Source organism: Paraburkholderia dipogonis (genome assembly GCF_046027395.1).
Taxonomy (GTDB): domain Bacteria; phylum Pseudomonadota; class Gammaproteobacteria; order Burkholderiales; family Burkholderiaceae; genus Paraburkholderia; species Paraburkholderia dipogonis_A.
In genome coordinates this window covers 85,923-101,167 of record NZ_JAQQEG010000019.1, presented here as the reverse complement: position 1 = coordinate 101,167, position 15,245 = coordinate 85,923, and the positions used below count along the sequence as shown (strand labels likewise).

Annotated in this window: 14 protein-coding genes; 9 read left to right on the top strand and 5 right to left on the bottom strand. The window is 63.8% G+C overall.

Translation table 11 applies throughout. The features are described from left to right. The 5 genes from PQR32_RS20535 to PQR32_RS20515 are packed head-to-tail and all read right to left on the bottom strand — an operon-like array spanning window position 1 to window position 5,205. Window positions 1-1,374: an LLM class flavin-dependent oxidoreductase gene (locus PQR32_RS20535; protein ID WP_408230867.1), complete on the bottom strand. Its 1,374-nt coding sequence runs from the start codon at window positions 1,372-1,374 to the stop codon at window positions 1-3. 43 nt (window positions 1,375-1,417) lie between these two features. Continuing rightward, window positions 1,418-2,302 (bottom strand): ABC transporter ATP-binding protein, encoded by an 885-nt coding sequence (locus tag PQR32_RS20530; protein WP_408230864.1) that lies wholly within the window; start codon window positions 2,300-2,302, stop codon window positions 1,418-1,420. Between the two features lie 34 nt (window positions 2,303-2,336). After that, window positions 2,337-3,215, bottom strand: coding sequence for an ABC transporter permease (locus tag PQR32_RS20525; RefSeq protein ID WP_408230861.1), 879 nt, complete (start codon window positions 3,213-3,215; stop codon window positions 2,337-2,339). 43 nt (window positions 3,216-3,258) lie between these two features. Next, window positions 3,259-4,119: an ABC transporter permease gene (locus tag PQR32_RS20520; protein WP_408230858.1), complete on the bottom strand. Its 861-nt coding sequence runs from the start codon at window positions 4,117-4,119 to the stop codon at window positions 3,259-3,261. 18 nt (window positions 4,120-4,137) lie between these two features. Beyond that, a complete protein-coding gene (locus PQR32_RS20515; protein ID WP_408230855.1) occupies window positions 4,138-5,205 on the bottom strand; it encodes an ABC transporter substrate-binding protein in 1,068 nt (355 codons plus the stop codon). Window positions 5,206-5,496: 291 nt separating this feature from the next. Between PQR32_RS20515 and PQR32_RS20510 the strand changes: the two genes are divergently transcribed. The 9 genes from PQR32_RS20510 (at window position 5,497) to PQR32_RS20470 (ending at window position 15,215) form a co-directional block, all read left to right on the top strand. After that, window positions 5,497-6,987, top strand: a complete 1,491-nt coding sequence (locus PQR32_RS20510; protein WP_408230852.1) for an MFS transporter — start codon at window positions 5,497-5,499, stop codon at window positions 6,985-6,987. Further along, window positions 6,987-8,264: a sulfite dehydrogenase gene (gene soxC, locus PQR32_RS20505; protein WP_408230849.1), complete on the top strand. Its 1,278-nt coding sequence runs from the start codon at window positions 6,987-6,989 to the stop codon at window positions 8,262-8,264. The genes PQR32_RS20510 and soxC overlap by 1 nt, the downstream gene beginning before the upstream one ends. Further along, window positions 8,257-8,835, top strand: coding sequence for a c-type cytochrome (locus PQR32_RS20500; RefSeq protein ID WP_408230846.1), 579 nt, complete (start codon window positions 8,257-8,259; stop codon window positions 8,833-8,835). Before soxC ends, PQR32_RS20500 begins: the two co-directional genes overlap by 8 nt. A 185-nt stretch (window positions 8,836-9,020) precedes the next feature. After that, window positions 9,021-9,926, top strand: coding sequence for a TauD/TfdA dioxygenase family protein (locus PQR32_RS20495; RefSeq protein WP_408230843.1), 906 nt, complete (start codon window positions 9,021-9,023; stop codon window positions 9,924-9,926). Window positions 9,927-9,994: 68 nt separating this feature from the next. Then, window positions 9,995-11,047, top strand: a complete 1,053-nt coding sequence (locus PQR32_RS20490) for an ABC transporter substrate-binding protein (RefSeq protein ID WP_408230840.1) — start codon at window positions 9,995-9,997, stop codon at window positions 11,045-11,047. A gap of 70 nt (window positions 11,048-11,117) precedes the next feature. After that, window positions 11,118-11,948, top strand: a complete 831-nt coding sequence (locus tag PQR32_RS20485; RefSeq protein WP_408230837.1) for an ABC transporter ATP-binding protein — start codon at window positions 11,118-11,120, stop codon at window positions 11,946-11,948. Next, entirely contained in the window at window positions 11,945-12,823 is an 879-nt protein-coding gene (locus PQR32_RS20480) for an ABC transporter permease (RefSeq protein WP_168794034.1), read from the top strand. The genes PQR32_RS20485 and PQR32_RS20480 overlap by 4 nt, the downstream gene beginning before the upstream one ends. Before the next feature lie 308 nt (window positions 12,824-13,131). Continuing rightward, window positions 13,132-14,538, top strand: coding sequence for a selenium-binding protein SBP56-related protein (locus tag PQR32_RS20475; RefSeq protein ID WP_408230833.1), 1,407 nt, complete (start codon window positions 13,132-13,134; stop codon window positions 14,536-14,538). Beyond that, window positions 14,535-15,215 (top strand): hypothetical protein, encoded by a 681-nt coding sequence (locus PQR32_RS20470; protein WP_408230830.1) that lies wholly within the window; start codon window positions 14,535-14,537, stop codon window positions 15,213-15,215. The genes PQR32_RS20475 and PQR32_RS20470 overlap by 4 nt, the downstream gene beginning before the upstream one ends. Window positions 15,216-15,245: the final 30 nt, after the last annotated feature.

Below are 15,245 nucleotides of genomic sequence, written 5' to 3'. Positions count from 1 at the left end.
TCAGCTCGCTATGGCGGCGACGTGCTGCGTCGCCGACGCATAGCGATTCACGGGGCGCGGCAGCCCGAGGTTGTCGCGCAGCGTGCTTCCCTCGTATTCCGTGCGGAACAGTCCACGCCGTTGCAACTCCGGCACGACCAGTTCGGTGAATTCCGTCAACCCGCCCGGCAACCATGGCGACATGATGTTGAAACCATCGGCGCCTTCTTCTTCGAACCACTGCTGCAACTGGTCCGCAATGCTCGTCGGCGTGCCGACCACCTGCTGATGGCCGCGCGCCCCGGCGATGCGCAGATACAGATCGCGGATCGTCAGGTTCTCGCGCCGCGCGAGATCGAATAGCAGCCGTTGACGGCTCTTGCCGCCATTCGTTTCGGGTAATTCAGGCAGCGGCCCGTCGACGGGATACTGGGAGAGGTCCACGCCGCCCGACATGTTCGAGAGCAGCGAGAGACCCACGGTCGGATGAATCAGGTCCTGAAGCGCGGCGAATTTCTCCTCGGCTTCCTCCTGCGTGCGGCCGACAATCGGGAAAATGCCCGGCATGATCTTCAGATGATCCGGCGCGCGCCCATACTTCGCGAGACGGCCTTTGACGTCGCGATAGAACGACTGCGCTTCGTCGAGCGTCTGATGCGCGACGAAGATCACCTCCGCGGTCTGCGCGGCGAGTTCGCGCCCCGCCTCGGACGCGCCGGCCTGCACGACGACCGGCCAGCCCTGCGGCGAACGCGCGACGTTCAGCGGCCCGCGCACCTTGAAGTGCTTGCCCGCATGGCCCAGCACGTGCAGCTTGTCCGGGTCGAAGTAGACGCCGCTTTCCTTGTCGCGAATAAACGCATCGTCTTCCCAGCTATCCCACAGGCCCGCCACCACATCGTAGAACTCGCGAGCGCGCTCGTAGCGGACCGCATGATCCGGATGGCGATCGAAACTGAAATTGAGCGCTTCGGATTCCGTGCTCGACGTGACGAGATTCCAGCCCGAGCGGCCGCCGCTCAGATGGTCGAGCGACGCGAATTTGCGCGCGAGGTTGTACGGCTCGTTGAATGTCGTGGAGACCGTCGCGATCAGGCCGACGTGTTTCGTTACGACCGAGAGGGCCGACAGCAAGGTCAGCGGTTCGAAATGATCGGCGCGCGCGGTGCGGGATAGCGAGGGCAGATTCGTGTCGCGCACGCTCACGCTGTCGGCGAAAAAAATCGCGTCGAATTTGGCGCGCTCGGCGATCTGCGCGAGTTCCGCATAGTGCGCGAAGTCGAGGCCGCCGGTCGCATGTGCATCAGGGTGTCGCCATGCGGCGATGTGATGGCCTGTCTCCATCAGGAAGGCGCCCAGTCTGATCTGGCGCTTCTGCTGTGTTTCGCCGCTCATCGTCTGCTCCGTGAAGGTTTGTTGTTTGGGGAGAGCGCGTGCGTCACCATGCCAGCCGCCATTCGGTGATCGGCGGACTTGCTACTGAAATGCGCGTGCCGCCGTGCGGTCTGTCATCACCACGGTCCTCGCGATCCGCGCGCGATTCGCGTTGCGTGCCGTCTTGCTCGGCGAAATCGGCCAGCACTTCGTCGCGCAACCGGATGAAGCGCGGATCGTTGCGCTCGCGTGGTCGCGGCAATGCGACGTCAACGATCCGCTTGATGCGGCCCGGCCGCGGCGCCATCGTGACGACGCGGTCGCCGAGGTAAAGCGCTTCATCGACATCGTGCGTGACGAGGATCATCGTGATGCGTTCGTGTTCCCAGATGCGCTGCAACTCGTTCTGCAAACGGCCGCGCGTGAGCGCGTCGAGCGCACCGAACGGCTCATCGAGCAGCAGCACGCGCGGACGATTCACGAGACCGCGCGCGATCGCCACGCGCTGCGCCATGCCGCCCGACAGTTGGTGCGGGTACGAATTTTCAAAGCCCTTGAGCCCGACCAGTTCGATATGTTCCGCCACGGCTTCGCGTTTCTCTCGCGCGGAAAGCGGCGCGTTACGCAGCGCGGCGAGAATGTTTTGCGACGCCGTGAGCCACGGAAACAGCCGGTGGTCCTGGAACACGATGCCGCGTTCGAGCGACGTATCGCGGACCTTGTCGCCAGCAACGACGATCTCGCCGCTATAGTCGGTGTCGAGTCCCGCGATCAATCGCAGCAGCGTGGATTTGCCGCAACCGCTCGAACCGAGCACGCTGACGAACTCGCCGGCGCGCACGCGCAGGCTGATGTCGTCGAGCACCGCGAGCGGCGTGCCGCCTTGCTGCGCGTAGTGCTTGCTGACGTGAAGAATGTCGATGCTGTCGGAGAGCGTGGAAGAAGTCATGAGCGGGCCGGAGAGTGAATGTTCATCTACAGGTTCAGCGCGTGGCCGACTGGAACCGGCGCGCAAAGATCGCCCGTTCCACGGCACGCGCCAGCGCGTTCAACGCCCAGCCCGTCACGCCGATCACGATCACGCCGAACAGCACCAGATCCATGCGGAACTGCTCGCTGCCGTCGATCAGCGTGTTGCCGATGCCGCTGCCGGCCACCAGCAGATATTCAGCGCCGAGCGTAGCGAGCCACGAATAGATCAAGGCGAGGTAGATGCCGGTGAAAATCGACGGCAACGCGGCCGGCAGAATCACGGCGCGGATGAGCTGCCACCGCGAGTAACGAAAGGCGCGTGCGACTTCGATATAAGCGCGCGGCACCGCGTGGATGCCGTCGCAGGTATGCGCGGTGACGGGCAGAAGCGCGGCGAGCGAGAGGAACACGACTTTCGCCACGTCGCCGAGACCGAACCAGACGGAGATCAACGGGATCCACGCAAACAGCGAGATCTGTTTGAAGGTGTCGAAGCTCGGTCCGATCATGCGTGTCGCGAGCCGCGAAAAGCCGAGCACGCTGCCGAGCAGCAAACCACCCAGTGTGCCGATCACGAAGCCGCTCGCTTCGCGCGCGAGCGATGCCGAGAGCGCCTTCAGCAGCGCGCCGCTCTCGATCTGCTGCCATGCGGTGGCGAGAACCTGCGCGGGACTGACGAGCAAGCCGCTTTTGATCACGTGCGCTTCCGAGACGGCCCACCAGATCACAATTGCGATGACGGGCAAGACGGCGCCGCGCCAGTCGACCCGTGTCAGCAACGGCCGTTGCGCTCGCGCGGCGCGCCGGAAAGAAGCGGGCGCGTCGCAGTCGCAGGACGCGTCGGCGGACTGTTGTGACTGATTGGAACGCTTGAAGAGGGCGAGACTCATCGTAGTTACCTCACGTGTAGCGCCACGGGTGCGTTTGATGCGATCACTCGCGAAATGCCGACGGCTGTCCCCGCCGCAAACGCGCTTCGAGCGCATCGAACGACCGGTTCACCGCGTAGCCAATCGCACCGACCACGACCACCGACGCCATCACCAGATCGAGCTGAAAGAGTTGCCGTCCGTAGACGATCAGATAGCCGAGCCCTTCGGAAGACGCCACCAGTTCGACGACCACCAGCGCGAGCCAGGCTTTGGTGAACGCGAGCCGCACGCCCGTGGCGAGCGTCGGCACCGCGGCGGGCAGCACGAGATAGACAATCCGTTGCCAGCCGCTGTATTCGAACACGCGCGCGACTTCATCGAGCGCGGCGGGTGTCTGGCGGAATCCCTGCAGCGTGCTCAACGTGACCGGCACGAGCGCCGCATGCGCGATCAGAATGTATTTGAGCGGCTCGCCCACGCCCACGAGCAACAGCAAGAACGGCAGCCATCCAAGCACCGGAATCTGCACCAGCGCATTGAAGCTCGGCAGCACATAGGCTTCGAGCGTGCGCGACAAACCCAGTGCCGCGCCGAGCGCGAAGCCGAGCAGCGTGCCCGCGCCGAAACCGAGCAGCACGCGTTGCAGGCTGATCAGCGTATTGCGCGCGAGGTCGCCGCTCGTGGCCAGCTCGACCAGCGTCTCGAACACGCGCTCGGGCGGCGGCAGAATCTGCGGCGCGATCCAGCCGCGCTCGCAACCCACGGCCCACAGCGCGAACAGCAGTGCGGGCAACACCCACGGCGCAAGCCGCCACGCAATCGCGCGCAGGCGCGGCTCGCGAAACAGCGGAACGTGAGGCGCTTGCGGCGTGGTGGACGACGCGAGCCGTTCGCGTTCGACCTGGATTGCGGTGTCGCTCATCGTAATCGCTCCGGTGGGTTAGCTGAGCGGTTTGCCCGCAGCGTCGTAACGGGTCCAGTAGTGGTCGAGCTTCTGCGTGCGCAGTGCGTTGTCGAGATATTTCGTTTCGAACCAGCTATCGACCTCGACCGGCTGGCGGATCAGTTTGAGGTTCAGCGCATCCGTCGCGACGGATTTGTAGCGTCCGACGATGAACGGATCGATCAACGGCGAGTTGCGGTCCTTCAACTTCTGATTGGCGAACTCGGCCTGCCACGATGAATAGGGCACGCCGCTTTTGGCCCACAGTTTGAAGAGCGCATCGCGGTTCGCTTCGTCGGAGGACCATTGCGCGCCTTGCACGAATACGTTGACGACGCGCTGCACGATATCCGGATGCGCATGATCGAAGTCGTCGATGACCAGCAGATGCGACTGCCGCGTGAATTGCGGACCATCGTTCTGCGATTCGTAGACCACCTTCGCGAGGCCCTGATCGCGCAGCTTGTACACGTGGTAGTCATTGACCGACGCGTCGATGCCCTTGGACGCCAGCGCCGCGAGCGAACTGGCGGTGTCCAGATTGATCACGCGCAGGTCGCGTTCGTTCAATTGATTCGCGGCAAGCGCGTTGTCGGCGACGAGTTGCAGATTGGTGCCGCGAAAGATCGACACGCGCCGGCCCTTCAGGTCCTTGATCGAATGCACGTCCGAATCGGCCGGTACGGCGACCTTGATGCCGGTGCGCACGCCCGAGGCGAGCAGCAGGTGCGTTTTCAGGCCGTTCGCGCGGGCGAGCACCGCCGGGAGATCGCCCTGGAAGGCGAAGTCGAGCGATTTGTCGGCGATCGCTTCGTTGACCGCCGGGCCGGCGCCCTTGAAGAATAGCCACTCCACCTTGATGCCATCGGCAGCGAACTCTTTTTCCAGCGACTGCTGCAATTGCACGGTTGCCGCCGGCGAGCCGCCGAAGGAGGGCGGGTCGCCGGTGCCTTGTTGCGCGACGCCGATGCGGATCACCGCGGGCTTGTCGGCGTAGGCATGGGCCGCGGCAAGCGAGAGGGCCGCCACGGCGACGAAAGACTTCAGCAGACGGAAATAGCGCATGCGCAAATACCAATCGAGGAGTGGGAGCGGGTGTAAAAGCTCGGGTTGACGGATAACCGGTGCGCCGGCCGCCGGAACTACACGGTAGATTCGCGTGCGTCCGAATCCAACCAATCATTGCAGATAAGAAAATCTGCAGAAGTGCGAACCGTGCTGCCGGCAACGCCGCTCTATGGCGCACCATGACGCAAGCGCGGAAATCCCGATTTGCATAGTTAAATTCGTCGTTTTGCCGGCGCGAATCGCATGGCTACCATGCAACGCTTCAGCCATTCATGCGAAGCCCGGATCATGTCCACAGTTGCTTTTCCGTCGACCGCCGTCGACGTTCAAACGCCCGCCGATGGCGCGGCGCGGCCCGCCGTCATCCGTAGCGCGCAAGACGTTTCGCGCATCGTCAACGCGGGCGCGGCGAACGGTAGTAATGCGCGAATCGTGATTGCGATCGCGCTCGGTGGCGTCTTTCTGGATGCTTACGATTTGACTTCGCTCGCTTATGGGATCAAGGACATCGCGCGCCAGTTCTCGCTGTCGCCGGTACAGGTGGGTTTCGTTTCGTCGGCCATTACCTTCGGGGCGATTCTCGGCGCGCTGTTCGGCGGCTATCTGACGGACCGCATCGGCCGCTATCGTGTGTTCATGGCCGACATGCTGTTCTTCGTGGTCGCCGCGATCGCGGCCGGTCTCGCGCCGAATGCGTGGGTGCTCGGCGGCGCGCGGTTTCTGATGGGTTTCGGCGTGGGTCTCGATCTGCCGGTGGCGATGGCGTTTCTCGCGGAGTTCTCGCGAGTAGCGGGCAAAGGCAACAAGGCGGCCAGTGTCGCCGCGTGGTGCCCCGCCTGGTATGCGGCTACGAGCACCTGCTATCTGTTGATTCTCGGCCTCTACGCGATTCTGCCCGAGCATCAGCTCGGCTGGCTGTGGCGTCTGACGCTGGCTTTCGGCGCCGTGCCCGCCATCGCGATCATTCTCGTGCGCAGCCGCTATATCAGCGAATCGCCGGTGTGGGCCGCAAATCAGGGCAATCTCGACGAAGCCGCGCGCATCCTGAAGCGCTCGTATGGCGTGGATGCTGTGGTGGAGCAAAGCGACGTGCCGGTTAAAGCGCCGCGCGCCGCGTCGTGGCGCAACTACGGCGTGCTCTTCAACGCGACGTATCGCCGTCGCACGATTCTCGCCGCGGTGATCGGCAGTGCTTCCTCGTTCGGCTACAACGCGATCATCTTCGGCTTGCCGGTGATCATCACCAGTTTCTTTCATCAAGGTCCGCTCACGACGATCATCGCCGCGCTGGCGCTGAATCTGGCGTTTGCATTTGTCGGCGGTCTGATCGGCGTGCGCACTGCGCCGACCATCGGCGCCTGGAAAATGACGGTGCTCGGACACGCGCTGCAATTCGCTTCGCTGATTGGGCTCGCGCTGATCGGCAAACCTAGCAGCGGCGCGCTCGTCATAGTGGCGATCCTGCTGCTCGGCGGCTATCTGTTCGGCCAAGGTTTCGGACCCGGTTCCCATTCGATGACGTATGCGTCGCTGAGTTATCCCACGTCCTTGCGCGGGATCGGCGTGGGTTTCAATCAGACGCTGGTGCGCTCCGCCTCGACGGTTTCGCTATTTCTCTTTCCGGTGCTGGCCGCCGCGTTGGGCACCAAAGTGTTCTGGCTGATCGCGATCGCGCCGCTGAGTTCGCTGCTCACGTTGCTGGTGATTCGTTGGGAGCCGTCGGGCTATGACATCGACGGCGAGGATTACGCGGAATCGGCCGTGGCGGGAACGCGTTAATGTCCGCGCGCACCGCCCCGCCGGATACGCCGCCGTCGCGCGCTCGCCGTCGAGTGCTTGGCCGTCTTGCGCTCGGCGGCCTGGTTGCCTCGCAAGCCGCGGCGGCAAGTGAATTGCTCAAGCCGCTGGAAGTCGCGCCGTCGAGCCGCGTACCCGGCGCGCCCATTCTCGAGCATCCGTACGGCGTGCCGTCGCCGCATGAGGCGGAGGTCGTGCGCCGCAGCGCACGCGCATGGCCGCTGCCCGGCGCGGCTTCGTCGATGACGCCGCTCGCCGATTTGCACGGTACGCTGACGCCCAACGGTCTCGTCTACGAACGTCATCACGGCGGCGTACCCGACATCGACCCTGATCAGCACAGGCTCGCGTTTCACGGACTCGTGCGGACGCCGAAACTCTTCACGATGGACGACCTGCTGCGCCTGCCGTCCGAATCGCGCATCCATTTTCTGGAATGTTCCGGCAATACCGGCAATGAATGGAACGGGCCGAGCGGCATGCCCGTGCAACTCACACATGGTCTGCTGTCGTGCTGCGAATGGACCGGCGTGCGTCTTTCCACCCTGCTGGAAGAAGTCGGCGGTGTATCGGTGTCCGAAAGCGGAACACAGGGCGGCTGGTTACTGGCAGAGGGCGCCGACGCCGCTGCAATGACACGCAGTTTGCCGCTCGAACGGATACTCGACCGCGCGCTCGTGGTCTACGCGCAAAACGGCGAACGCTTGCGCCCGGAAAATGGTTATCCGTTACGGCTGATCGTGCCCGGCTTCGAGGGCAATACCAACGTCAAGTGGCTGCGTCGGCTGAAGGTGGTTGGCGCGCCGTTGCAAACGCGCGAGGAAACCTCGAAATACACCAGCCTGCTCGCGAACGGCACCGCGCGTCAGTTCGCGTTCGAGATGGACGCGAAGTCGGTGATCACGCGGCCGTCGCCAGGGCATCGGCTCACCACGCACGGTTATTACCCGATCACCGGTCTGGCCTGGTCCGGGCGCGGCACGGTCCGCAAGGTCGAGGTCTCGACCGATGGCGGGGCGACGTGGCGCGCCGCGCGTCTCGTCGGCGCGATCCATGATCGCGCGTTGACGCGCTTCGAGGCGGACTGGCGTTGGGACGGCGGCGCTGCCGCGATTCTCTCGCGCGCCACCGATTCGACCGGCTATGTGCAGCCGACCCGCAGCGAACTCGTCGCCGCGCGCGGGCTAAATTCGCAGTACCACTACAACGCGATCCAGCAGTGGCGAGTGGAATCAAGCGGCGAGGTGCGCAATGCTTGAGAAGCTTTCGCGACGCAGGCCTGCCCGTGCGGCGCTGGCCGCGCTGGTGTCGCTAACCACGCTGGCATCGTGTTCATCTATGACGCCAGATGCTCGCAACGCCGAGGCGAGCCACGACATCGGCACGCCGATCACCGCCCAAGACCTTGCCGCCTGGAACATCGACGTCGCGCCGGACGGCCGCGGACTGCCGCCGGGCAGCGGCGATGTCGCCAGCGGTGCGCACATCTTCGCCGCGAAATGCGCGGCGTGCCACGGCGCTCAGGGCCAGGGCGGTCTCGGCGATCAACTCATAGGCGGGCAGGGGACGTTGACCAGCACGAAGCCGAAGCGCACGGTGGGCAGCTATTGGCCGTACGCGACCACGCTGTTCGACTATATCCGCCGCGCGATGCCCTACAACGCGCCCGAATCGCTCACCGCCGATGAGGTCTACGCGGTGAGCGCGTTCCTGCTCAACCAGAACGGCATCGTCCCGGCAAATACGCGGCTCGATGCGGCGTCTTTGCCGCGTGTGGTCATGCCCAATCGCGACGGTTTCGTGCCTGATCCGCGTCCAGGACAGCTTTGACGGGGCCTCGCGGGGACATATCAGGAACCGGTCGGCTGCCCGCAGCGCGTTAAAGCATCGGGTTTATCACTCCAGCAGATAACAGTATCGGATTTGCTTCGTTGTCGGCGCGCGCTCACGCCGGTAAATTCGTCTGACTGCGCCCTTGCCGGCGTTTCCGAACAGATTCGACGAAGAGTTTTCCTGTGACGACTGCCTTTGCACCTACTGCCGCCAGCGAGTCTGGCCGCACCCATCAAGCCCAGCCCATCGAGATTCGCGCCTTCGGCCCCGTCGGCGCGGAAGTGCTGGGTCTCGATCTCAGCCAGCCGCTGAGCGACGACGATTTCCGCCGCATTCACCGCGCGCATCTGGACCATCACGTGCTGGTGTTTCGCGATCAGCGCATCACGCCGGAGCAGCAGATTGCCTTTAGCCGCCGCTTCGGTCCGCTGCAGATTCATGTGCTGCACCAGTTCCAGTTGCCCGGCTATCCGGAGGTGCTGGTGGTCTCGAACATCGTCGAGAACGGCCAGCCTATTGGTCTCGGCGATGCCGGTCATTACTGGCACTCCGACCTGTCGTACAAGGAGAAGCCGAGCCTCGGTTCGCTGCTGCACGCGCAGGAATTGCCGTCGGAAGGCGGCGACACGCTATTCGCCAACATGCATCTGGCGTACGACACGTTGCCCGCGCATTTGCGCGCCGCCGTGGAAGGGCGTTCGGCGGAACACACGTATCTCGCGAAATACGCCGAGCTGCAAAAACGCAGCCCGTGGCGCCCGAATCTCTCCGACGAGCAGATCGCCCAGGTGAAGCCGGTGGTGCATCCGATCGTGCGCACGCATCCGGAGACCGGACGCAAGGCGCTCTTCGTCAGCGAGCATTTCACAACGCGTGTGGTCGGCTTGCCGGAAGATGAGAGCAAGCAGTTGCTCGAGGAACTCTTCGCGCATAGCGTGCGCCCGGAACATCTGTACCGGCATCAGTGGGCCGAACACGACATGGTGTTCTGGGACAACCGCTCATTGATGCATCTCGCAGCCGGCACGCCGGATCATCTGCGCCGCAAACTGTATCGCACGACGATTGAAGGCGACGTGCCGTTCTGACGGTAACGTAGCCCGCTTGACCACTGCATTTACCACAACTACACGCACACACGCTGACCGGAGTTCCGATGCTCGCCATGTTTCGCCCGACCGCTGCGCGGTCGTCCTTTGCTCGTCGATTGACCGCGACGTTGCTGACTCTGTCGACGGCTGCGGCCGGCCTCGGCGCCGCCGTGCCCGCGCACGCCGAGGGGCAGATCCGCGTGGCCGAGCAGTTCGGCATCGTCTATCTGCTGCTGAACGTGGCGCGCGATCAGCAGTTCGTCGAGAAAGAAGGACGCAAGCAGGGGCTCGATATCAAGGTCGACTGGGTGAAGCTCTCGGGCGGCGCCGCCGTCAACGACGCGCTGCTCTCTGGCGCGGTGGATATCGCCGGCGCGGGCGTGGGGCCGTTGCTCACGATCTGGGATCGCACGCATGGCAAGCAGAACGTGAAGGGCGTGGCGTCGCTCGGCAATCTGCCGTATTACCTCATCAGCAACAATCCCAACGTCAAGACGATTGCCGACTTCACCGAGAAGGACCGCATCGCGGTGCCGGCCGTCAACGTGTCGGTGCAATCGCGCGTGCTGCAATACGCGGCGGCGAAACGCTGGGGCGACAAGGATTACAACCGCCTCGACAAGTTCACGCAGGCTTTGCCGCATCCCGACGCGGCGGCAGCGATCATCGCGGGCGGCACGGAAATCACCGGCCATTTCGGCAATCCGCCGTTCCAGGAGCAGGAGCTGGCGGGCAATTCGAAGGCGCATATCGTGCTGAATTCATATGACGTGCTGGGCGGACCGAGTTCGGCAACCGTCCTGTACGCGACCGAAAAATTCCGCGACAACAATCCGAAGACCTACCGCGCGTTCGTCGACGCGCTGGCGGACGCCGCGCGCTTCATCACGGCGAATCCCGATGCCGCGGCCGATATCTACATCCGCACGAATCAGTCGAAGATCGACCGCAATCTGCTGCTGAAAGTCATCAAGGATCCGCAAGTGCAGTTCAAGGTGGCACCGCAGAACACGTTCGGACTCGCGCAGTTCATGCATCGCGTCGGCGTGATCAAGAACGAACCGAAATCCTGGAAGGACTATTTCTTCGACGATCCGGCGACCGCCGCGGGTAGCTGAACATGAATGCATACGCGAGCATCGCCGGATATTTATTGGCCCGAGTGGTCGGCTTACAGGGAACGATCTGATGGTGGCCAATCCTACTGTGCTGTTTCCGAACCGCTCTGAAGCGACCGCGCCGGCGACCAGCGAAAAACTGCTCGCCGTCGAAAACGTCAACCTCGAATACCGCACGCGTGAGCGGATCGTGCGCGCGACCCACGACGTGAATTTCGACGTCTACGGCGGCGACCGTTTCGTGCTGCTGGGACCGTCCGGTTGCGGCAAGTCGACTCTGCTCAAGGCGGTGGCCGGCTTTATCGAACCGACGTCCGGCAGCATTTCGCTCGACGGTCAGGCTATCCGGGGTCCCGGCGCCGATCGCATTGTCGTGTTTCAGGAGTTCGACCAGTTGCCGCCTTGGAAGACCGTCCTGCAGAACGTCGCCTTTCCGCTGCGGGTCGCGAAGAAGCTCTCGCGCGCGGAAGCAAAGGAACGGGCGCTGCATTATCTGGAGAAGGTGGGGCTGGCGTCGTTTGCCAACGCTTATCCGCATACGTTGTCGGGCGGCATGAAGCAGCGCGTCGCGATTGCTCGTGCGCTGGCGATGCAGCCGCGCGTGCTGTTGATGGACGAGCCCTTCGCCGCACTCGACGCGCTGACTCGCCGCAAGATGCAGGAAGAGCTATTGCGTCTGTGGGAAGAGGTGAACTTCACCTTGCTGTTCGTCACGCACTCGATCGAAGAAGCGCTGGTGGTGGGCAACCGCATTCTGTTGCTGTCGCCGCATCCTGGCCGTGTGCGCGCGGAACTCAACAGCCATCAATATTCGCAGGACAGTTTCGGGCGCAGCGATTTTCAGCGCAGCGTCGCGCGTATTCATCACCTGTTGTTCGAAGAGACGGAGGCCGTGCAATGAGTTCTCCCGCCACCTTGTTGCCGCCGGTTCGCGAGGAGTATGAACGTCCGCTCGAACCGCTCGGTGAGCTCGTGCTTGAGGCGCCGCTGCCGCTCGGCAAGCGCATCTTCGCGCAGAGCTGGTTGCGCAAGACGCTGATTGCGCTGGTGTTGATCGGCATATGGGAAATCGCCGCGCGCGCAATCGACAACGATCTGCTGCTGCCGACTTTCGGCGCGACGTTCAGCGCGTTCGTACAAGGCGTGTGGTCCGGCGAACTGCTGCAGAAAACGGCCGTATCGATGTCCGTGCTGCTGCGCGGCTATCTGCTGGGCGCCGCGCTCGCCTTCGTGCTGACGTCGCTCGCGGTGTCGACGCGTCTGGGCCGTGATGTCCTGTCGATGTTGACGGCGATGTTCAACCCGTTGCCATCCATTGCGCTGTTGCCGCTCGCGTTGCTCTGGTTCGGCCTCGGCACCGGTAGCCTGCTGTTCGTGCTGGTCCATTCGGTGCTTTGGCCGCTGGCGCTGAACACCTATTCCGGCTTTCAGTCGGTGCCGGCGACGCTGCGCATGACGGGCCGTAACTACGGGCTCACCGGCATGCGCCATGTCCTGCTGATTCTGGTGCCGGCGGCGTTGCCGGCGATTCTGGCGGGCTTGCGGGTGGGCTGGGCGTTTGCCTGGCGTACGCTGATTGCGGCGGAACTCGTGTTCGGCGCGAGTTCGGGCAGCGGCGGCCTCGGCTGGTACATCTTCCAGAATCGCAACGAGCTGTATACGGACCGCGTTTTCGCGGGCCTCGCCGCAGTGATCGTGATCGGCTTGCTGATCGAGCACCTGGTGTTCGATACGCTCGAACGCGTGACCGTTCGGCGCTGGGGCGTGCAGCACTGAGGGATCTTCCGGGCGCTGACCGCGCACGCCGTATGGGACGGGCGGCGGCGCATCGCGTTGGCGAGTACGATAGCGCAGTAGGGCGCTGGCGTACGACGAGCGCTGCGCCGCACAAAAACCTGGCGAAACTCTCGGTTGCTCTCGCTGCCGACGTGAACTACAAATCTAAGGCTGCGCCACGGTCCGCCGCCATCGGGCCGTGCTTCTCATTGACACACGATGTTTCGTAACAAGGCGAGCGGCCCGTCCGTGACGGTGAATACGCGAACGCCCTGGCCCCGAATCAGATAGACAAGGAGACCCCCGCCATGGGTATGCGCCCAGATCCCACGTTCCATGCATCCCCGAGACTCGCGATGGATGCGCCCGCGGAGGAGTACGCGTACACCGTGCTTCTCAGCCCCGATTTCTCGCAGCCCGACGCGCTCGCCGTCATCGACGTGAAGCCCGGCTCGCCCACGTACAGCCAGGTGGTTCACACCGTTCCCGTGCCGTACAAGGGGGACGAATTCCATCATTTCGGCTGGAATGCCTGCTCATCGTCGCTGTCGCCGCTGACCGGCCACGCGTTCCTCGAGCGGCGCTATCTGATCATTCCGGGCATGCGTTCTTCACGCATTTACATCGTGGACACCCATCCGCATCCTACCCAGGCGAAGATTCACAAGATCATCGAGCCCGAGGAAATTTTCCGCAAAACGGGCTACTCGCGCCCGCACACGGTTCATTGCGGGCCAGAAGGGATTTACGTCAGCACGCTAGGCGGCGCGGGGGAAGATGGCACCGACGGGCCGCCGGGCATCTTCATCATGGACTGCGAAACGTTCGAGGTGCTGGGCCGCTGGGAGATCGACCGCGGGATGCAGGAGAAGCACTACGATTTCTGGTGGAACCTGCCGCGCGACTATATGGTGTCGAGCGAATGGGCGTTGCCGCCGCAGTTCGAGAACGGCATCGTCCCCGAGGATTTGCTGTCGAACAAATACGGGCACCGTATCCACTTCTGGGATCTACGGGGCCGGCGCAACGTGCAGACGCTCGACCTCGGCGCGAACCATCAGATGGCGCTCGAAGTGCGGCCCGCGCACGATCCGAGCCGGGAGTACGGCTTCATCGGCGTCGTGGTCGATACGACGAATCTGGAAGGGTCGATCTGGACGTGGTGGCGCGAAGGGGGCGAGTTTCACATCGAGAAGACCGCGACCATTCCGCCGGAACCCGCGGCCACCGAACAGTTGCCGCCGTTGCTGCAGGGTTTCGGCGCGGTGCCGCCGCTCGTCACCGACATCGATCTCTCCATCGACGACAAATTCCTGTACGTCGCCTGCTGGGGCACCGGCGAGATGCGCCAGTACGACGTGACGGAACCCCGCAAGCCGAAGCTCGCGGGATCGGTTCACATCGGCGGAATCGTGCGGCGCACACCTCATCCGAGCGGCAAGACCTTCGCGGGTGGTCCGCAGATGGTGGAGATCAGCCGCGACGGCAAGCGGGTCTACTGGACCAACTCGCTCTATTCGACCTGGGACAACCAGTTCTACCCGGACGGCGTGCCGGCGGCGCAGGTCATGGCGCGGGCCGAACCTGGCGGCGGCCTCGCGTTGGCCGACGATTACTGGGTGACGTTTCCGGACGGATACCGGGCTCACCAGATCCGGCTCGAAGGCGGAGACTGCTCGACCGATTCGTTCTGTTACCCGTCGGTGGGCGTTTGATCGGGGGAGGCTGGTCGCAGACCGGCCTGTGGCTGGCCATTCTGGCGAGCGGTGTCTATCACGGGATCAACCCGGCGATGGGATGGCCGCTCGCCGTGTCGAGCGGGCTGATGGAGCGCCGCGCGCGGGCGCTGTTCAGCGCGCTCGTCTATCTCGCGGTTGGGCACGTATTGGCCGTGTTATTGGTGATGCTGCCGTTCGCCATGCTGACCATCCTGCTTGCCTGGCAGCGCGAGATCCAGATCGGCGCCAGTGTGCTCGTGATTGGCTTCGGCGTTTTCCTGCTGATCTGGCGACGCCATCCGCGTGTCCTCGTGCGGATTCCGCCGTCACGGCTCGCGCTGTGGTCGTTCGCCGTTGCCATTGCGCACGGCGCCGGATTGATGCTCGTACCGATCTACCTCGGACTGTGCAGCGCTTACGACATGGATCGAGGACACCGTGCCGCGCAAACCCTGATCGAAGCGAATCTGGGCATGGCGCTGCTGGTCTCGGGGGTGCATGGTTGCGCGATGATGCTTGCCGGCGGGCTTCTGGCCTGGCTGGTCTATCGCTACCTGGGGTTGAAGTTCGTGTCGCGGAGCTGGTTCAATCTGGATGCGGTCTGGGCATTGAGTCTTGTTCTGGTTGGCGCGCTCTCGTTGGCGCTGAATGCCGCGGTGGTCGGCGAGGCGTGATAGGGCGCGTGTGCGTTCCTTCACGCCGAC